This is a genomic window from Stappia indica (assembly GCF_009789575.1).
In the GTDB taxonomy this organism is placed as follows: domain Bacteria; phylum Pseudomonadota; class Alphaproteobacteria; order Rhizobiales; family Stappiaceae; genus Stappia; species Stappia indica_A.
In genome coordinates, this window is sequence record NZ_CP046908.1 from 1,680,712 (window position 1) to 1,699,557 (window position 18,846).

General features: G+C 67.5%; 19 protein-coding genes. 13 read left to right on the forward strand and 6 right to left on the reverse strand.

The features are described 5' to 3' along the window. Window positions 1-60: 60 nt before the first annotated feature. The gene (locus GH266_RS07910; protein WP_158193407.1) at window positions 61-750 is read right to left on the reverse strand and encodes an MOSC domain-containing protein; all 690 of its coding nucleotides are present in this window, start codon (window positions 748-750) and stop codon (window positions 61-63) included. Window positions 751-1,040: 290 nt separating this feature from the next. Here GH266_RS07910 and GH266_RS07915 point away from each other — a divergent pair, with 290 nt between their 5' ends. From GH266_RS07915 to GH266_RS07955, 9 genes are all read left to right on the forward strand, one after another. Continuing rightward, on the forward strand, window positions 1,041-1,754 hold the full coding sequence (locus GH266_RS07915) for a FadR/GntR family transcriptional regulator (protein WP_244953792.1): 714 nt from the start codon (window positions 1,041-1,043) through the stop codon (window positions 1,752-1,754). Between the two features lies 1 nt (window position 1,755). Then, window positions 1,756-2,769, forward strand: coding sequence for an ABC transporter ATP-binding protein (locus GH266_RS07920; protein ID WP_158193408.1), 1,014 nt, complete (start codon window positions 1,756-1,758; stop codon window positions 2,767-2,769). Beyond that, window positions 2,766-3,869, forward strand: coding sequence for an ABC transporter ATP-binding protein (locus tag GH266_RS07925; protein ID WP_158193409.1), 1,104 nt, complete (start codon window positions 2,766-2,768; stop codon window positions 3,867-3,869). Before GH266_RS07920 ends, GH266_RS07925 begins: the two co-directional genes overlap by 4 nt. 25 nt (window positions 3,870-3,894) lie before the next feature. Beyond that, window positions 3,895-5,406, forward strand: coding sequence for an ABC transporter substrate-binding protein (locus tag GH266_RS07930; protein ID WP_158193410.1), 1,512 nt, complete (start codon window positions 3,895-3,897; stop codon window positions 5,404-5,406). A 63-nt stretch (window positions 5,407-5,469) separates the two neighbouring features. Further along, entirely contained in the window at window positions 5,470-6,417 is a 948-nt protein-coding gene (locus tag GH266_RS07935) for an ABC transporter permease (RefSeq protein ID WP_158193411.1), read from the forward strand. 26 nt (window positions 6,418-6,443) lie between these two features. Beyond that, window positions 6,444-7,313 (forward strand): ABC transporter permease, encoded by an 870-nt coding sequence (locus GH266_RS07940; RefSeq protein WP_158196105.1) that lies wholly within the window; start codon window positions 6,444-6,446, stop codon window positions 7,311-7,313. A gap of 50 nt (window positions 7,314-7,363) precedes the next feature. After that, complete coding sequence (locus tag GH266_RS07945; protein ID WP_158193412.1) at window positions 7,364-9,151, forward strand: gamma-glutamyltransferase family protein; 1,788 nt, start codon at window positions 7,364-7,366, stop codon at window positions 9,149-9,151. A gap of 15 nt (window positions 9,152-9,166) precedes the next feature. After that, window positions 9,167-9,919, forward strand: coding sequence for a DUF1028 domain-containing protein (locus GH266_RS07950; RefSeq protein WP_158193413.1), 753 nt, complete (start codon window positions 9,167-9,169; stop codon window positions 9,917-9,919). Window positions 9,920-9,986: 67 nt separating this feature from the next. Further along, entirely contained in the window at window positions 9,987-10,904 is a 918-nt protein-coding gene (locus tag GH266_RS07955) for a glycosyltransferase domain-containing protein (protein WP_158193414.1), read from the forward strand. Window positions 10,905-10,921: 17 nt separating this feature from the next. Here GH266_RS07955 and GH266_RS07960 read toward each other — a convergent pair whose 3' ends face one another. Genes GH266_RS07960 through GH266_RS07980 form a run of 5 tightly spaced genes read right to left on the reverse strand, consistent with a single transcriptional unit; the run spans window position 10,922 to window position 15,900 of the window. Further along, window positions 10,922-12,391: an aldo/keto reductase gene (locus tag GH266_RS07960; RefSeq protein ID WP_158193415.1), complete on the reverse strand. Its 1,470-nt coding sequence runs from the start codon at window positions 12,389-12,391 to the stop codon at window positions 10,922-10,924. Then, window positions 12,388-13,389 (reverse strand): branched-chain amino acid ABC transporter permease, encoded by a 1,002-nt coding sequence (locus GH266_RS07965; RefSeq protein WP_158193416.1) that lies wholly within the window; start codon window positions 13,387-13,389, stop codon window positions 12,388-12,390. Before GH266_RS07965 ends, GH266_RS07960 begins: the two co-directional genes overlap by 4 nt. Beyond that, window positions 13,386-14,297, reverse strand: a complete 912-nt coding sequence (locus GH266_RS07970) for a branched-chain amino acid ABC transporter permease (protein ID WP_158193417.1) — start codon at window positions 14,295-14,297, stop codon at window positions 13,386-13,388. The genes GH266_RS07965 and GH266_RS07970 overlap by 4 nt, the downstream gene beginning before the upstream one ends. Further along, entirely contained in the window at window positions 14,294-15,070 is a 777-nt protein-coding gene (locus GH266_RS07975; protein ID WP_158193418.1) for an ATP-binding cassette domain-containing protein, read from the reverse strand. Before GH266_RS07975 ends, GH266_RS07970 begins: the two co-directional genes overlap by 4 nt. Further along, complete coding sequence (locus tag GH266_RS07980; protein ID WP_244953793.1) at window positions 15,067-15,900, reverse strand: ABC transporter ATP-binding protein; 834 nt, start codon at window positions 15,898-15,900, stop codon at window positions 15,067-15,069. Before GH266_RS07980 ends, GH266_RS07975 begins: the two co-directional genes overlap by 4 nt. Window positions 15,901-16,186: 286 nt before the next feature. On the opposite strand from GH266_RS07980, the gene GH266_RS07985 reads away from it, so the two are divergent. From GH266_RS07985 to GH266_RS08000, 4 genes are read left to right on the forward strand one after another with little or no spacing between them, the layout of a single operon-like run. Then, window positions 16,187-16,954: a GntR family transcriptional regulator gene (locus GH266_RS07985; RefSeq protein WP_158193419.1), complete on the forward strand. Its 768-nt coding sequence runs from the start codon at window positions 16,187-16,189 to the stop codon at window positions 16,952-16,954. Further along, window positions 16,951-17,331, forward strand: a complete 381-nt coding sequence (locus GH266_RS07990; protein ID WP_158193420.1) for a TIGR04076 family protein — start codon at window positions 16,951-16,953, stop codon at window positions 17,329-17,331. Before GH266_RS07985 ends, GH266_RS07990 begins: the two co-directional genes overlap by 4 nt. A gap of 13 nt (window positions 17,332-17,344) precedes the next feature. Next, window positions 17,345-18,397: an aldo/keto reductase gene (locus tag GH266_RS07995; RefSeq protein ID WP_158196107.1), complete on the forward strand. Its 1,053-nt coding sequence runs from the start codon at window positions 17,345-17,347 to the stop codon at window positions 18,395-18,397. Further along, window positions 18,394-18,837 (forward strand): hypothetical protein, encoded by a 444-nt coding sequence (locus GH266_RS08000; protein ID WP_158193421.1) that lies wholly within the window; start codon window positions 18,394-18,396, stop codon window positions 18,835-18,837. The genes GH266_RS07995 and GH266_RS08000 overlap by 4 nt, the downstream gene beginning before the upstream one ends. The last annotated feature ends 9 nt before the right edge of the window (window positions 18,838-18,846 follow it).

Below are 18,846 nucleotides of genomic sequence, written 5' to 3' on the forward strand. Positions count from 1 at the left end.
CGATGAGCCGAAGGCGGCCCTTGCGCCCAAACATGCCCCGCAAGGCCCGGGATGGCCGGCTCAATCTCCGTTGAGGCGGGCCGTCGTGTCTTCGGAAAACCCGGCTTTCGACTTTTTCTCGAATGCCGCACGCCAGGACGCCGACAATGGCGCCAACGCGGCGATGGCAGCGGCCACCGACGGATCGAGGCGCGGATCGAAGCGGGCTGCGACGACCCTGTCGAGCGGCCAGTCGGGACAGGGACGGGCCGTCAGCTCCATCGTATCGCCGACCGAGATCCGCCCGCCCTCCAGAACGCGGTAATACCAGCCGGTGCGCCCGCTCTTCTGCATCGCCATCGCCATCTCGTCGATCCCCGTGTGGGCGGGCAGCTTCCAGCACGGCTGGCGTCCCTGGCAGATCTCGACGAGCGTCGAGCCGATGCGGAAGCGGTCTCCGAGGCACACATCGGCCTCGGTGACGCCAAGGGTCGAGATGTTTTCGCCAAAACCGCCGGCAACAAGGCGCTCGGCGTGTTCGGGCCACCGCGCGGCCCAGTAGGCATAGTGATCGGCAGGATAGTGGTGCAGCGCCTTTTCCGGCCCGCCATGAACGGCCCGGTCCGCCTGCTCGTCGTCCTCGAAGCCGTCCAGGCCGAGTTCCAGGGGACCGCGGACGGCCTCCTTGCCGATAGCCGAGGGCGGCTTGCCATCCCAGCGCTCGCGCGCCTTCCCGATGTAAAGGCCGGTCACGGTGGCAATGATCTGCATGGGGAAACTCCGGTCGATCGGAAGGACCGGCACCTTACGCCTGCCCCGCCCGCCTCTCAAGCGACCAGCTGTCGCGCGCTGTCCATTACGAACCAATAGGTGATTGGTTCGTAAGCAGGAAGGTGCTCATGCAAATGCCAACAGCCTCAAAAGAAGCTGAAAATTTCATCAGGTATGCGCGTTTTGCAAGCTTTGAAAAAACCGCCTTCCGCACCGGCTTGCCAGCCCTTCTCTTCTGCGCCAATAATGGGACCAATAAAGCAAAAGGTACGAGGCAGGTTCGAGCTCCCGTGACCGACGAGACCCCGATACAGCGCAACTCCAGCCTGGCCCTGGAGCGCCTGCGCATCATCGTCGACCAGCTGGAACGGGAAGCCCGTGACCAGCTGCCGACCGAGCGCGAACTCGCGGAAGAAATCGGCGTCGGCAGGCGGGCGGTGCGCCGCGCCCTCGACGTGCTCGAAGCGGAAGGGCGGATCTGGCGCCGCCAGGGGGCCGGCACGTTCATCTCTGCGGCCCGCAACCGGGCCGAGAACCGCATTCGCCATCTGCCCGAACTGACCAACATGTTCGAGGTGATGGAGGTTCGACTGCGCATCGAGCCGGCGCTCGCCCGCCTCGCCGCCTTGCGGGCCACCGCCGCCGACATCGCCCGCATGCGCGAGATTTCGGAGAAGGTCGCCGCGGCAACCGACATGGACAGCCGCGAGCTCTGGGACAGCTCGCTGCACCGGGCCGTTGCCATGGCCGCCGGCAACACCCTGTTCCTGGCGCTGTTCGACGTGGTCGACCGGGTGCGCCAGGACGAGAACTGGCGCCATGTGCGCGAAGCGCTGCGCACGCCCAGCTCGCAGCGCCTCTACCATTCCCAGCACGAGGAGCTGGTCGACGCGCTGGAGCGGCGCGACCCGGTCGCTGCCGAGCGGACCATGCGCAAGCACCTGCTCAGCCTGCAGGAAAGGCTGATGCTGCAGACCGTCGAGGGCCCTGCCGATGCCGAATAGGATGGGCACCCCGCCAACGGCCGCATCCCGGACGCCGGTCCTGGCCGTCGAGGACCTTGCCCTCCGTTTCGGCGGCACTTCGTCCAACGTGGTCGACGGCGTCAGCTTCGATGTCGCCGCCGGCGAAACGCTCTGCATCGTCGGCGAAAGCGGCTGCGGCAAGTCGGTGACCTCGCTCGCCCTGATGGGCCTTTTGCCCATGCCCCCGGCCGAGATCGTGCGCGGCCGCGCCCTGTTCGAGGGGCGCGACCTGCTTGCCCTTTCCCGCCGGGAGATGGGGCGAATGCGCGGCGACCGCATCGCGATGATCTTCCAGGAGCCGATGACCTCGCTGAACCCGGTCTACACGGTCGGCGACCAGATCGCCGAGATCGTCCGCCGGCACCGTCCGGTCGGGCGGACCGAGGCGCGGGCCCGTGCGCTGGAGATGCTGGAGCGGGTGAAGGTGCCGGCCGCGAAACGCCGGCTCGACGACTATCCGCACCAGATGTCGGGCGGCATGCGCCAGCGCGTGATGATCGCCATGGCGCTCGCCAACGATCCGCGCCTGCTGATCGCCGACGAGCCGACCACGGCGCTCGACGTGACCATTCAGGCCCAGATCCTGGATCTGATGCGCGATTTGCAGCGCGAAACCGGCACCGCCCTCATCCTCATCACCCACGACCTCGGCGTCGTGGCCGAGGTCGCCGACAAGGTGGCGGTGATGTATGCCGGGCGGATCGTCGAGACCGGCCCCGTCGAGGCGATCTTCGACGACCCGCAGCACCCGTATACGCTCGGTCTGATCAGCTCCATCCCCTCGCTCAGTGAGCGCGGCGGCCAGCTCGCGACGATTCCGGGCATGGTGCCGACGGTCGAGCGCATGCCGCCGGGCTGCCGTTTCGCCCCGCGCTGTCCGTTTGCCGATGCCGCGTGCCGCACACAGGCGCCGCCGCTCGCGGAGATCACCGCCGGCCATGCCGCCGCCTGCCGCTATGCGCCGCTGGAACGTCACTTCGGAGATGCGGCATGACCGGCGACCCGCGCGACGTGATCCTCGAGGCCCGTGGCCTTGCCAAGCGGTTCCCCGTCGGCATGAAGCTGTTCGGCGAACGCCAGAGCGTGCGCGCGGTCGACGGCGTGTCGCTCAAGGTGCATCGCGGCGAGACGCTGGCGGTGGTCGGCGAAAGCGGCTGCGGCAAGTCCACCCTCGCCCGCCTGCTGCTGCGCCTGATCGACCCCAGCGAGGGCGAGGTGCTTTACGGCGGCACGAACATCGCCGCCTTGCCGAAAAAAGAGATGCGGCGGCTGCGCAAGGATCTGCAATTCGTCTTCCAGGATCCGTTCTCTTCGCTGAACCCGCGCATGAGCGTCGGCGCCATCATAGAGGAACCGATGCGCGTCCATGGCCTCGGCGATGCCGCGTGGCGTCGGGGGGAGGTCGCTCGCCTTTTGACGCGCGTCGGGCTGAGGGCCGAATTCGCCGACCGCTACCCGCACGAGTTTTCCGGCGGCCAGCGCCAGCGCATCGGCATCGCCCGGGCACTGGCATCCGGCCCGAAAGTGCTGATCGGCGACGAACCGGTCTCCGCGCTCGACGTGTCGATCCAGGCGCAGGTGATCAACCTTCTGGAGGACCTGAAGCAGGAATACGACCTGACCCTGGTGCTGATCGCCCACGACCTTGCTGTCATTCGCCACATGAGCGACCGGGTCGCCGTGATGTATCTCGGCGAGATCGTCGAGGAAGGCGACACGGCCGCCCTCTACGATGCGCCCTTCCATCCCTATACGCAGGCCCTGATGCGGGCGATCCCGATCCCCAGCCCCAGAGCCCGCAAGGCCGCTGTGAAGCTCGACGGCGACGTGCCCTCGCCGCTCGCGCCGCCCTCAGGCTGCCGCTTCCATACCCGCTGTCCGCTTGCCGATCTGCGCTGCGCCGCGGACCGGCCGGCCCTTCGGGAGGTAGAACCGGGGCGCCGCGTCGCCTGCCACCACTGGCAACGGGCGGCGAAGGAGGAGGCCGCCGTCCTTGCCGAACCGGAGGCCTCGCAGGCCGCCCGCCGCCGTCTTTCGCTTTACCGGGACAGAAGCGAACGCCAGCAGAACTCCGTCCCGCAATCTGAATCATAAGAACCTGACCAGAGGAGCCTTGAGAATGCGACAGAGTCTTCTTGCAGCCCTGCTGTTGAGCGCCAGCGCCCTTGTCGCGCTGCCCGCCGCCGCGGCCGACCTGAGGATCGGCCTCCAGGAGGATCCGGATGTGCTCGATCCGGACCAGTCCCGCACGTTCGTCGGCCGTATCGTCTATGCCTCGCTTTGCGACAAGCTGGTCGACATCACGCCGGACCTCGAGATCATCCCGATGCTGGCGACCGCGTGGTCGTGGTCGGACGACGGCAAGATCCTGACCATGGACCTGCGCGACGGCGTCACGTTCCATGACGGCACCGCCTTCGACGCGGAGGCCGTAAAGGCCAATATCGAGCGCTCGAAGGGCCTGCCGGAAAGCCGCCGCAAGAGCGAGGTCAAGTCGATCGAAAGCGTCGAGGTCACCGGCCCGATGCAGGTGAAGATCACCCTCGCCCAGCCGGATGCGACGCTGCTTGCGCAGCTTGCCGACCGCGCCGGCATGATGGTGTCGCCCACGGCCGCCTCTGCCGCCGGAGCCGACTTCGGCTCCAATCCGGTCTGCTCAGGCCCCTTCGCCTTCAAGGAGCGCGTCCAGCAGGACCGCATCGTCCTGACGCGCTTTGCCGACTACTGGAATGCCGACGCGATCCACTTCGACAGCGTGACCTTCCTGCCGATCCCCGACACGACCGTGCGCCTCGCCAACCTGCGCTCGGGCGATCTCGACATGCTGGAGCGGCTGGCGGCCACCGACGCGGCCTCGGTGAAGGAGGACGCGGGCCTCGTCTATGCGGACGCGGTCAGCCTCGGCTACCAGGGCATCACCATCAATGTCGACAATGGCGAGCGCGGCAACAACCCGTTCGGCAACGACCCGCGGCTGCGCCAGGCGTTCGAGCTGACGCTCGACCGTGACGCGATCAACCAGGTGGTCTTCGAGGGCGTGTTCGCGCCGGGTAACCAGCCCTTCCCGCCGACCAGCCCCTGGTACGACAAGGAAACGCCGATCCCGGCGCGTGACATCGCCAAGGCCAAGGAGCTGATGAAGGAAGCCGGGCACGAGACCTTCGAGCTGGAGGTGCAGGTCGCCAACAATCCGGTTCAGACACAGCTGATGCAGGTGGTGCAGTCGATGGCCGCCGAGGCCGGCTTCGTCGTCAAGCTCAAGTCGATGGAGTTCGCCAGCCTGCTCGCCGACCAGACGGCCGGCAATTACCAGGCGAGCCAGGTGGGCTGGTCGGGCCGCACCGACCCGGACGGCAACATCCACCAGTTCATGACCTGCAAGGGCGGCATCAACGACAGCAAGTACTGCAACCCGGAGGTCGACGCGCTGCTCGACAAGGCGCGTACCAGCAACGACATAGCGACCCGCAAGGCGAGCTATGACGCAGCCCGCAAGATCCTCGCGAAGGATCTGCCGATCATCTACCTCTATCACCAGACCTGGATCTGGGCGCTGGACGGCAAGGTCGAAGGCTTCGTCCCCTATCCGGACGGCATGATCCGCCTGCAGAACGTCAAGTTCAAATCCTGACGCGACAGATGCAAGGCCCGGGCGGTCCGGGCCTTGCATCCCTTTTCCGGACACGGCCCGTTCATGCTGACCTTCATCGCAAGACGCCTGCTGATCGCGATCCCGACACTGCTGCTGGTGTCGGTGTTCGTGTTCACGCTGCAAAAGCTCCTGCCGGGCGATCCCGCTCTGGTTCTCGCCGGCGAGGAGCGCGACCCGGAAGTGCTCGCCTTCATCCGCGAGAAGTACCGGCTGAACGACCCGATCTTCTATCAATACGCCTACTGGCTTGGCGGGCTGGTGCAGGGCGATCTCGGCATCTCCCTGCGCACCAACCAGCCGGTGCTGCAGCTGATCCTCGACAAGCTTCCCGTGACCATCCAGCTCGCGGTGATGGCGATGATCATCGCCATGGTGATCGGCATTCCGGCCGGCATCCTGTCGGCGGTGAAGAAGGGCAGCCCCATCGACTACATCGCCAATTTCGTGGCGCTGTCGGGCCTGTCGATCCCCAATTTCTGGCTCGGCATCATGCTGATCCTGCTGGTCTCCGTGGAACTCGGCTGGCTGCCGGCCTCGGGCTACGCATCGCCCTTCGAGGACCCGGTGCGCTCGTTCCAGACCATGATCATGCCCGCCTTCGTGCTCGGCACCGCCCTTGCCGCCACCTTGATGCGCCACACGCGCTCGGCGATGCTCGGCGTGCTCAAGGCCGACTATGTGCGCACCGCCCGCGCCAAGGGCCTGGGCGAGCGCGTCGTCATCCTCAAGCATGCCTTCCGCAACGCGCTGCTGCCCATCGTCACGCTGGGTGCGCTGCTGTTCGGCGAGTTGCTCGCCGGCGCCGTGCTGACCGAACAGATCTTCACCATTCCCGGCTTCGGCAAGCTGATCGTCGATGCGGTCTTCACCCGCGATTATGCGGTCGTCCAGGGTGTCGTGCTGTGCACCGCGGCCGGCTTCATCCTGATGAACCTCATCGCCGACGTGCTCTACTTCCTGCTCAACCCGCGCATGAGGGCGACGCTGTGACCACGCCCGCCACCGCCTCCCCGCTCCTGCCCGCAGATGCCGACGACGGCGCCCTGCCCGCGCGCAGCGGCAGCCGCGCCTGGAAGAAGCTGAAACGCAACAAGAGCGCGCTCTTCGGCTTCCTGCTGGTCGCCTTCTTCGTCGGCATCGCCGTGCTGGCCCCGATCCTGCCGATCGCCGACCCGGCCGCGACCAGCTGGTCGGCGATCCGCAAGCCGCCGTCCGAGCTCTACTGGCTCGGCAGCGACGAGATCGGCCGCGACATCCTCTCGCGCATGATCTGGGGCGCCCAGGCGTCGCTGCTCGCCGGCGTCGTCTCGGTGCTGATCGCCGTGGTCGTCGGCGTGCCCTTCGGCCTCGTCTCCGGATATTTCGGCGGCTGGACCGACCAGATCATCTCGCGCATCACCGATGCGTTGCTGGCGACACCCTTCCTCATCCTCGCCATCGCGCTTGCCGCCTTCCTCGGTCCGAGCCTGACCAACGCGATGATCGCCATCGGCCTGTCGGCGACACCGATCTTCATCCGCCTGACCCGCGGCCAGGTGCTGTCGGTGAAGACGGAGGATTATGTGGAGGGCGCGCGCGCCGTCGGCCTGTCGGACGTCGCCATCATGTGGCGCTACATCCTGCCCAACGTCTTCGCGCCGGTGCTGGTGCAGGCGACGCTGACGGTCGCGACCGCAATCATCGCGGAGGCGAGCTTGTCCTTCCTCGGCCTCGGCCAGCAGCCGCCCGATCCCAGCTGGGGATCGATGCTGAACGTTGCCAAGAATTTCATGACCCAGGCGCCGTGGATGGCGTGGTGGCCGGGTGCCGCCATCTTCCTCGTCGTTCTCGGCTTCAACCTGCTCGGCGACGGCTTGCGCGACGCGCTCGACCCGCGCGAGAGCTGACCCCGCGCTTCGGCCCGGCAACAACACGGAAAACCCCCAAGGGAGATCGGATGTCCACCTTCACCACCAGACCGGAAATCCGGGGCACGTTCGGCGTCGTCACCTCGACCCACTGGATCGCCACGGCGATCGGCATGAGCATCCTGGAAAAGGGCGGCAACGCCTTCGACGCGGCGGCCGCCACCGGCTTCGTGCTGCAGGTCGTCGAGCCGCATCTCAACGGCCCGGGCGGCGACCTGCCGGTGATCCTGCACGATGCGACGAGCGGCAAGATGGAGGTGATCTGCGGCCAGGCCCCGGCTCCGGCCGGCGCGACCATCGAGCACTACCGCCGCGAGGGCCTGTCGCTGATCCCCGGCGACGGGATGCTGGCGACCGTCATTCCCGGCGCCTTCGACGGCTGGATGCTGATGCTGCGGGACCATGGGCGGCTGCCGCTGCGCGATGTCCTGGAGCCGGCGATCCACTATGCCCGCAGCGGCCATCCGATGCTGGCGCGCGTTTCTGCGACCATCGCAGGCCTTGCGGGCTTCTTCGAAAAGGAATGGCCGACCTCGCATGCCACCTGGTGTCCGGGGGGCAAGGCGCCGGCGACGGACGAGCTGTTCTGCAACCCGGCCCTTGCAGACACCTGGGAGCGGCTGCTGAGGGAAGCGGAGGCGAAGAGCGGCCGCGAGGCACAGATCGAGGCGGCGCGCGATTGCTTCTACCGCGGCTTCATCGCCGAAGAGATCGCCGCCTTCGTCGAAAAGACCGAGGCGATGGACGCCAGCGGCACGCGGCACAAGGGCGTGCTGACCGCCGACGATCTTGCGAACTGGCGCGCGACCACGGAAACGCCGCTGACCTACGACTATCACGACTGGACCGTCGCCAAGACCGGCCCCTGGGGTCAGGGCCCGGTCTTGCTGCAGGCACTCGCCCTGCTCAAGGGCACGGCCATCGGCCAGGTCGACCCGGTCGGCGCCGACTTCGTGCATCTCGTCGCCGAGGCGATGAAGCTCGCCTATGCGGACCGCGAGGTCTATTACAGCGACCCTGCCTTCACCGACGTGCCGATGCAGCACCTGCTGTCCGACGCCTACAGTGCCGGACGGCGGGCACTGATCGGCGAGACCGCCTCCTTCGACCTGCGTCCCGGCATCGTCCCCGGCTACGAGGCACAGGTGCAAAAGGCGATGCAGGTGATCGAGGGCCTTGGCACCTCGGCGACCGGCGTCTACGAGCCGACCATGGCGCATCTGTCGGAAAAGCGCGGCGACACGGTGCATATCGACGTCATCGACCGCTGGGGCAACATGGTTTCCGCCACGCCGTCCGGCGGCTGGCTGCAATCCTCGCCGATCATTCCCGCGCTCGGCTTCTGCCTCAACTCGCGCGCCCAGATGTTCCTACTGGAGGACGGGCTGCCGACCTCGCTTGCTCCGGGCAAGCGGCCGCGCACGACGCTGACCCCCAGCCTTGCGCTGAAGAACGGCGTTCCCACGCTTGCCTTCGGCACGCCGGGCGGCGACCAGCAGGACCAGTGGCAGCTGTCGCTGTTCCTGCGTCTCGCCCATCACGATCTCAACCTGCAGCAGGCAATCGACCAGCCGCTGTTCCACACCACCCACTTCCCGGCGTCGTTCTATCCGCGCCAGCGCCAGCCGGGCCACATCATGGTGGAGGAGAGCTTCGGCAAGCCGGTGCTCGACGCATTGCGCGCGCGCGGGCATGCTCTCGACGTGGCGCCCGCCTGGTCCATCGGCCGGCTGACGGCCGCCCGCCGCGACCCGAACGGGTTGCTGCGTGCCGCCGCGACGCCGCGGCTGATGCAGGCCTATGCGGCCGGACGCTGACGGGAGACCGCCTGAATGACCTACTCGATTGTCGCCCGCGATGCCGCGACCGGCCAGTTCGGCATTGCCGTCGCCAGCCGCTTCTTCGCGGTTGGCGCCGTCGTCCCGCACATGGCGGGCGGCGTCGGCGCCATCGCCACCCAGGCCTTCATCTCGCCGCTCTACGGTACCGACGGCATGAAGATGCTGCAGGCCGGCGCTTCGGCTGAAGACGTCGTCGCGGCGATGACCGGCCGCGATGCGGGGGCCCACTCGCGCCAGCTTCATGTGATGGATGCGACGGGGCGCAGCGCCGCCTTTACCGGCGAGAAATGCGTTGCCTGGGCAGGGCATCTCTTCGCCGACGGGGTTTCGGTCGCCGGCAACATGCTCGCGAGGCCGGCGGTCCTGGAGGCAACGCTGGAAACCTATCTCCGCCACCCGGAGAAGGCTTTCGCCGACCGGCTGCTCACCGCTATGGAAGCCGGCGAGGCAGCCGGCGGCGACAAGCGCGGCAAGCAGTCTGCGGCGCTCAAGATCGTCCGCGGCGAGGCTTATCCGTGGATCGACATTCGCGCCGACGACCATCCCGACCCGCTGCCGGAACTCCGCCGGCTGATGGCGGTCGCCGCCGAGCGCTACCTGCATGTCGCCGAAACCCTGCCGACCTCCGACAATGTGTCGGGCATGCTCGACCGAACGGTCATCGACCTGAAGATCGCCCAGCTGGAGGCGGAGCGGATCAAGGACGGGCTGCCCTCTGCCTCCTTCGCCACGCCGCTGACCTGAAAGCCGTTGCCGGACGCCCCGGGTCGGGTTAAGGCGCTGCATGATCAGCATGCGTGGAGGCCAGAGGATGTGCGAGACGGAGGAAACGGCGGCCGTCAGGGCAAAACCGCCCCGGTTCATTACCGCAGCCTCCCACGAAGGGCCCGGCCTCGACCGGTATCGCGCCTCGCTTGCCCGCTTCGGCATCGTTCCGGACATCGTCTGGACCGGCCATCCCTATCCCGGGCATGCGGCACGTGCCCGTCTGGTGCTCGAACGACTTCGCACGTTGCCGGAGGACGAAATCGTCGTCCATACCGATTGTTTCGATGTGGTCCTGATCCGCGACCCGGCAGAGCTTGTCGCCCGCTTTCTCGCCTTCGGCGCTCCGATCGTGATCTCCACGGAACCAGGCTTCACCTGGAAGCTCCCGGCCCGATTGCGCGCATCGCGCTCCTACCCGAAGGCGGGCGGAAAGAGCGGCATGTACCGCTATCTCAATGCCGGCTGCTATGTTGGCGAGGCCGGCGCGCTTGCCGCCATGCTCTCCGAACTCGACTATGCCAGCGCCGTCGACTGCGACCAGTCGCTGCTCAACAAGTGGTTCATGGAAAATCCCGGCCGCGCCGCGCTCGACTACGATCAGGAGATCTTCGCAAGCTCGGCCTGCCAGTCGGGGCTGGAGCGCAAGCTCTACCGGTTCGACGGCGCCCACCTCGTCAATACGCGCACGGGCGGCAAGCCGTTCTTCTTCCACTTCCCGGCCGAGAACCGCCTGTGCACGAAGCATGTGCTCGACATGCTGCCCTTCGAGCTGCCGCGCCTGCCCGTCCGCTCGCGCGACCGGCGCAAATATATCCTCAACGTGATCGAGAGCCGGCCGACCTTCTGGTTCGACCGGCCCGCCTATCCGCTGGAGGATGTCGTCGGCCTCCTCGCCTTTCGGCTGCTGCCGGCAGGGCTGCTTGCCGGCCTCGGCTATCTCGCCTGGCGCGCCATCAGCTAAGCGCGGGCGCCCCGCCTTTACTGCGGGTCCAGCACCGCCTCGACCTCGATCTCCACCTCATAGCCGCCGATGAGATCGCCGACGGCAAGCATCGTGTTGGCCGGGCGGATCTCGCCGAAGACCCGGCCATGCACGCGCGATGGACCTTCCCAGGCGCCGACATCCTGCAGGTAGACCCGCGTGCGCACCACATCCTCCATCGAACCGCCGAAGGCGGTGAGCGCGGCGGCGATCTTGTCGAGGATATAGGTGGTCTGGGCCTCGGCATCGCCCGGTGCGACGCAATGGTCGGCGCCATGGGTGGCGGTCGTGCCGGAGACGAGAACCCGGTCGCCGATGCGCATGGCCCGGCTGAAGCCGGCAAGCGGCTCCCAGATGCTGCCCGACGACAGGCGCCAGCGGTTGGGCCGGCCCGGCACCGGCTCCGGCGTGTAGACGCTGGGGATCTGGTCGAGATGGTGGCTGAGGTCGCCAGACGCGGTGAGGAACGGAGGGCGGCGATACTCGTCGCCGCAGTCGCCGGGGATCGGCGTCATCGCCCCGAAAGCATCCTCCAGCAGGGCGCGGTCCTCGTCGTCGAGCGCAAAGCCGAAGAGGCGGAGATTGTCCGCCCGGTGCTCGCGCTCGCCCACCCGCGCGCCGATGATCACGCCGGCGACGGAGGGCGTTTCAAGCACCCAGCGCGTCGCGACATTGGAGAGGGAAACCCCGTGTTTCTTCGCGATACGGTCGAGCGCCGAGAGCAGCCCTTGAAAAGCCTGCCAGCCGCCGGCCGTGTCGATGAAGCGCTTGTATTTCATCCGGCTCCAGTCGGCGATTTCCGTCGGCTCCGGCTTGCCGAGCCAGCGTTCGGACAGGAACCCGCCGCACAGCGTGCCATAGGCGAGAAGCCGCACGCCCCGCTCCTGGCAAAGGGCGGTCAGGGCGCCGGCTGCGCGCCGGTCGACCACCGAGAAGGACACCTGGTTGGACACGATGGGCAGGTTCTCGGCCAGCGCAACGCGCAGATGGCCGGCATCGAAATTGGTAACGCCGATCTCGCGGATGAGCCCTTCCTCGCGGAGCTTCGCAAGATGCTTGAGGGCATCGAGCCAGCCCGGATGCTCGAAGGTCCACCAGTGGAATTGCAGCAGGTCGACGCACGTGACGCCAAGCCGGTCGAGCCGCTCCTGCACGCCGGCCCGCACGACGTCCTCGGTCATCGGTCCCGGCTCCGGGCACCACTTGGTGAAGGCGAGCGGACGCCCCTCCCCCTCGCCGTGGCGCGCCAGCAACCGGCCGGCAACGAGCTCCGCATTGCCGTAGTGGTCCGCCATGTCGAAGGTGGTGAAGCCGGCGGCCGCATAATCGGCAAGGTGCCCGGCTGCCGCCTCCAGATCGACGGGCGTGCCGTCCTTCTCGATGTCGGCGATCTGCCAGAGGCCGGTGAGAATGCGGCTGATCTCCAGGTCGGGGCCGAGTTTCGTCGTATCGGGACGGCTGGTCATGTGCGGTCGGATCCTGTCGTCGCGGCGGGTGTGCCGCGCCATCTGTGAAGGAAAGGCAGGCGGCGACGCGTGCCGCCCGGTTCGGGAAGCAGCCCTTGCGGGCGGAAGAGAAGGATGGCGCACAGGGCGACACCGATGATCACGGTCTGCAGCGAGGCGGCGCGGGCCTGCTCGCCGGCAGGCGCCAAGGCCTCGACCACCGCGGACGATGCCGCCCAGAGCGCCCAGACCAACAGCGCGCCGAGGATGGCGCCGCGATTGTTTCCGGAACCGCCGACGATGAGCATCGCCCAGACCTGAAAGGTCAACATCGGCAGGTAGTTCTCCGGCGCGATGAAGCCGATGAAATGCGCCTGCGCCGCACCTCCAAGTCCCATGATCGCCCCGCCGAGCGCAAAGGCCTCGATCCGGAAGCGGCGCGGGCTCTTGCCGAGCGCCTCGGCCGCCACTTCGTCCTCGCGGATCGCGCGAAGCGCGCGGCCCCAGGGGCTTTTCGCCAGATGCTGGAGCATCAGATAGAGGCCGAACACAACGGCGACGAGGAGCGCCATATTGGCGAGCGAAAAGGCGAGCGAGCGGCCGGCCAGGTCGCCGAAGGGACGCGGGATCAGGCTGATGCCGAAGGGGCCGCCGGTGATGCCCTCGAGATTGAGCACGGCAAGCTGCACGGTAACGGCAATGCCGAAGGTGGAGATCGCCAGATAATCGGCGCGCAGGCGAATGGTCATCCAGCCGATCAGCGCCGAGAGCAGCCCGGATGCTGCGAAGGCACCAAGCCAGCCGACGAGGATCGGCAGCTCGAAACCGCCGAGGCGTCCCTCCACCGCCGGCGACGTCAGCAGTGCCGACACATAGGCACCGACAGCGACGAAGCCGGCGACGCCGACATTGAACAGCCCCGTCTGGCCCCACTGCACATTGAGGCCAAGGACGATCACCGCATAGGTGAGCGCAACGGTGAGGAAAAAGGCGCAGTAGGCCAGAAGCTCCAGGCTCATGCCGCCCTCCCGAACAGGCCGGTGGGGCGCGCCACCAGAACGACCGTGATCACGGCAAAGGCAACCGCCGCCCGCCATTCGGCGCCTATCGTCTGGACCGCCAGCGCCTCGCACAGGCCGACGATCAACCCGCCGAGCATGGCGCCGGGCACGGATCCGATACCGCCGAGGATGACGGCGGCGAAGAGCGGCAGCAGCAGGTCGAAGCCCATATAGGGGCGGATCTGCACCAGCAGGCCCGACATGGTGCCTGCTGTACAGGCCAGCGCGCCGCCGATGATCCATACCGCGCGCACGATCTTCGCCGTATCGATGCCGACGATGCCGGCCAGCGCCGGGTTCTCGCTGACCGCACGCATGGCGCGGCCGAGATCCGTGCGGGTGAGCAGCAGGTGAACGGCGATCACCGCCAGGAACGCAAGACCGATCAGCAACAGCTGGTCCGGCGTGGCACGGATGCCGCCGGGCAGCGGCATGGCAATCTGGAGTTCACGGGAATAGTAGGCAGGCTTCGAGGTGTAGAGGAATTCGAGCAGGCTGCGCAGCGCCATGGACGCACCGAAGCTCGCCATCACCACGATGATCGCCGTTGCCCCGCGCCGTCTCAGCCTGGCGAACAGGAGATGGTCGACGGCAAGCGCCAGAACCGCCGTGAGCGCCATGGCCAACAATCCGGCAAGGATCAGCGCCACCGACACGCTGAACGGATCGAGCGGGGCAAGGCTGGCGCCGGACACCGCACCGATGGCCAGCGACAGGCTGAGCGAGAGATAGGCGCCCCAGCTGAGCAATTCGCCATGGGCGAAATTGGCAAAGCGCAGGATCGAATAGGTCAGCGTCAGGCCGACGGCACCAAGGCCGATCATCGCCCCGGCCAGCAGGCCCTCGAGCAGGATCTGGGCGCTCATCGTGTCCCCTCCCCGGCGGGTGCGGCGCCGTCCGCATGGGCGCCCAGGAACAGGCGGCCGATATCGGGATCGGCGGCGAGATCCGCCGCCGGTGCATCGTGGCGCAACAGGCCGTCGACCAGGATCACGGCGCGCGAGGCAATCGCCAGAGCCGCCCTGACATTCTGCTCGACCAGGAGGATCGGCACGCCGCTGCGGTTGATCTCGACCAACCGCGCGAACATTTCCGCCACCGCCTTGGGCGACAGTCCCGCAGAAGGCTCGTCGAGGATCAGCACCTTCGGCTCGACCAGGAGGGCGCGTGCGGTCGCCAGCATCTGGCGCTGGCCGCCGGACAGGCCGCCGGCAAGCGCGCCCGGCCGGCTTGCAAGATCGGGATAGGCCGCGAGCATCGCCTCGATGCGCTGCTGGCGCTCCGCCTTGGGCAGGATGGCGGCCGCCACCTGCAGGTTCTCCCGGATCGTCAGAGTCGCGAAGATGTTCTCCGTCTGCGGCACGAAGGCCAGCCCCTTGCGCACCAGCGTATGGCGCGGCAGGTCCGTGATCTCCTCGCCGGAGAGATGCAAGGTGCCGCCATGCAGCGGCACCAGCCCGGCAACCGCCTTGACGAAGGTCGACTTTCCGGCCCCGTTCGGCCCGAGCACCGTGACGAATTCGCCCGGCGCCAGGGTGAAGTCGATACCCTTGACGATAGGCAGGTCCGGCTCGTAGCCGGCGACAAGGCCGCGGGTCGCAAGCGGCGCCGACGATGCGGCGGATGCGGCTGTCGTCATGTCGCCGCCTCCGGCACCACCTCGCCGAGATAGGCTTCCGCCACCTCGCGATTGGCCATGATCTCCGCAGGCGTACCGGCCGCCAGTTCCCGCCCGGACGCCATCACGACGATCCGCCCGCACAGGCGGGCGATCATGTCCATGTTGTGCTCGATGAGGAGGATGCTGACGCCCATGCGGTTGATCTCGACGATCCGGTCGATGATGACGTCGAGCAGGGCCGGATTGACGCCCGCCGCCGGCTCGTCGAGCAGGATCACCGCCGGCTCGGCCATCATCACGCGGGCAAGCTCCAGCAGCTTGCGCTGACCGCCGGACAGGACGCGGGCCGGCTGGTCGACGAGATGGCCGAGGGTCACGAAGTCGATCAGCGCCCTCGCCCGCTCGCGTGCCGCACGCTCCTCGGCCCGCACCGTACCGGGCTGCAGGAAGTTGCGCAGGATGCTTTCGCCGGTCTGGTTCTGCGCCGCAGCCATGACATTGTCGAGGATGCTCATGCCGGCGAAGGGCCGCGGGATCTGGAACGTGCGCCCGAGCCCCATGGCCAGCCGCCGTGCGGCTGGCTGTCGCTCGATCCGCTCGCCCTTCAGGCGGATTTCACCGGCATCCGGCACGAGACTTCCGGCGATAAGGCTGAAAAACGTCGTCTTGCCGGCGCCGTTCGGCCCGATCAGCCCGACGATCTCTCCGCCATGGAGGTCCAGCGACATGCCGTCCACCGCCCGGTTGCCACCGAACCGCCGGGCAACGCCCGTCGCCGACAGGACCGGCGGCGACCCGCCGGCCGATACGCGCGCTGCCCCGTCCGCAGTGCTGCTGACTGACTGCAAGGATCCGCTCCTTATCCCGGCGCCTCGGCGGCGGGGTCTTTTCGCCCCTGTCTGTCACGACCTCCAAAAGGCAATCGACAGCCACCAAAGAACCGCCTCGCGATCCGTGATGTTTGATCAAACATATCTTGATCACAGATCGCGTTTGATTGTAAAGATGGAACAGACGGGTTTTTCAGCCGGCTTCGAGGGAAGTGCGACCACCGCCTTGCGAGGCGCTTCGACCGCATTCCGGCACTCTCACGCCGCAAGACCTGCCCCGGAGGGGGAAGCCAAGGAGGAGGCGATGGCTGCAAGGACGGCTGGCGGATTGCTGCGTGTTGCCGGCGCCGTGCCCGATGCCGGCGACAGCGAAAGCGCGCTCGCCCCGCTCAATCCGGTCGGGCGCCGCACGGTGCAGGACAGCGTCTATGACGAACTGCGCCGATCCCTGATCCAGGGCCTGTTCGATCCCGGCGAAGTCCTGCGCATCGTCGACGTTTCCAACCGCCTCGGCACCAGCACCATGCCCGTGCGCGAGGCCCTGGCCCGCCTGATCTCGGAGCAGGCGCTTGAGGCGATGCCCAACCGCTCCGTCCGCGTGCCGCTTATCTCCCGCGACCGCCTGGAAGACCTTGCCCGCGCCCGCGCGATCATCGAGAGCGAGGTCATCGGCCTTGCCATGCCGAACGTCACGGATGCGCTCGTCGATCAACTCGTGCACCTGACCGATGCCTGCGACGCCGTGCTGGCGACCAAGGGACGCGAGATTTCCGGCGAGGCTGCGGACCTCAACCACGCCTTCCACTTCACCCTCTACCGCGCCGCCGGATCACAGGTGATGATCCCGATCATCGAGAGCCTGTGGCTGCAGTCGGGCCCGTATCTGCGCGCCTCCGCCCGCCTCTTCGATCCCGTCACCGACCGATCCGCCACCCACTTTCACCGCGAGATCGTCGAGGCCGTCACCCGGCGCGACACGCCGGCCGCACAAGCCGCGCTCAAGGCGGATATCGGACGTGCCTTCGACATCCTGCGCAAGCATCTGACCGAAACCGGCGAGGAAACCCGATGAGCCACGAGGCGAACGACGACAGCTTCGAGCTCTACGATCTCCGGGTCGAGGCGGTGATGCCGGAAGACGGCGGCAAGGTCTATTGCGGGGCAAAGCCGGGCGATCACTTCGAGCTGCGCGGCGAGATGCTGCACCTGCCGCCTGGCCAGGGCTTCTCGATCTACTCCATCGCGGCCGTCCTGCCGCTGCTGGCGGCAAAGCAGCGCCCGACCCATCCCAACGACTGGATGACCAGCGACGCGGATGTCGCCTGCCCCGATCCCAACTGCGCCAGCCGGCTGCGCATCACGCGACTCAGCCTGCGCCGTTTCTCCCACGCGGCGACCACCGCCGTTCCCCTTCCAGGTGCCGGCGACGACGGCGCAAACGGCGAGTGACCCCGTGACTGCGATGGAAACCCATGTCCTGAAGGACGATCACGTCATCTCCCGCGTCATCCGCGGCGGCTGGCAACTTGCCGGCGGGCACGGCGCCGTCGACCGAGACACGGCAATCGACGACATGATCGCTTTTGCCGATGCCGGCATCACCACCTTCGACTGCGCCGACATCTACACCGGCGTGGAAGAGCTGATCGGCGCCTTCCGCGAGCGCTACCGCGACTTGCGGGGAGAGGAAGCCCTGTCCCGGATCTGCGTCCATACCAAGCTGGTGCCGGATCTCGACCGCTTGATCGGCATAGACCGCGCGCATGTGGAGGAGCTGGTCGACCGGTCGCTGTCGCGGCTGCGCTGCGAGCGGCTGGACCTCGTCCAGTTCCACTGGTGGGACTACAACGCGCCCGGCTGGCTGGACGTTGCCCTGTGGCTCAAGGAGCTGCGCCAGGCCGGCAAGATCCGCAATATCGGCGTCACCAATTTCGACAGCGACCATGTCGCCGCCATGCTGGCCGCAGGCGTTCCTCTCGTCTCGGCGCAGGTGCAGTATTCCCTGCTCGACACGCGCCCGGCCAAGCGGCTCGCCGGCATCGCCCGCGACAACGGCATCTCCTTCCTGTGCTACGGCACGGTCGCCGGCGGTTTCCTCAGCGAGAAGTGGCTCGGCCAGGCGGAGCCAGCCGCCGAGCTGGAGAACCGCTCACTGGTCAAATACAAGCTGATCATCGAGGATTTCGGCGGCTGGGACCTGTTTCAGGCGCTGCTGGCCGCCCTCAAGCAGGTTGCCGACAAGCACGGCACCGACATCGCAAGCGTTGCCAGCCGCTGCGTGCTGGACCGCGATCAGGTCGGCGCCGTCATCGTCGGTGCGCGCAACCGGGCACACCTTCCCTCCAATCTCGGCCTTTGCGATATCGCCCTGGATGCCGACGACCGCGCGAAGATCGCGGACGTGCTCGCCTCCTCACGCGAACTGGACGGCGACGTCTACACGCTGGAGCGGGACCGCCACGGGCGCCACGGCCGCATCATGAAATACAACCTCAACGACGAGAAAGCGGCATGACGGGCGCGGGCGACCTTGGCGCTGCTGCCGCCCGCGAGATCCTCGCCCGGCACGAATTCTTCGTCGACTGGTTCTCCGGCCGGCTTTCCGACAGCGCCTTTGCCGCCTCCCTTGCCGCCTTCGAACCGGACTTCCATCGCATCGACCCGGACGGCGCCCTGCAGGATCACGCAGGCCTCACTGCGATGCTGGCCGCCGCGCGAGGACGGCTTGCCGACGGGTTCGCGATCACCATCGAGGAGATCGCGGTGCTGAGGGAGACCGGCGAGGAGGCCTTGATGACCTATTTGGAACGGCAGGAGCACGGCGGAAGGACCACTTTCCGCCGCGCCGGCGCGCTGTTCTCCAGAAATGCCGACGCCCCTTTGGGAGTGGCGTGGCGCTTCGTCCAGGAAACCTGGATCAATGACCGTACGGACGAACAACCGGCGGCAGAATGACGAGAAGGG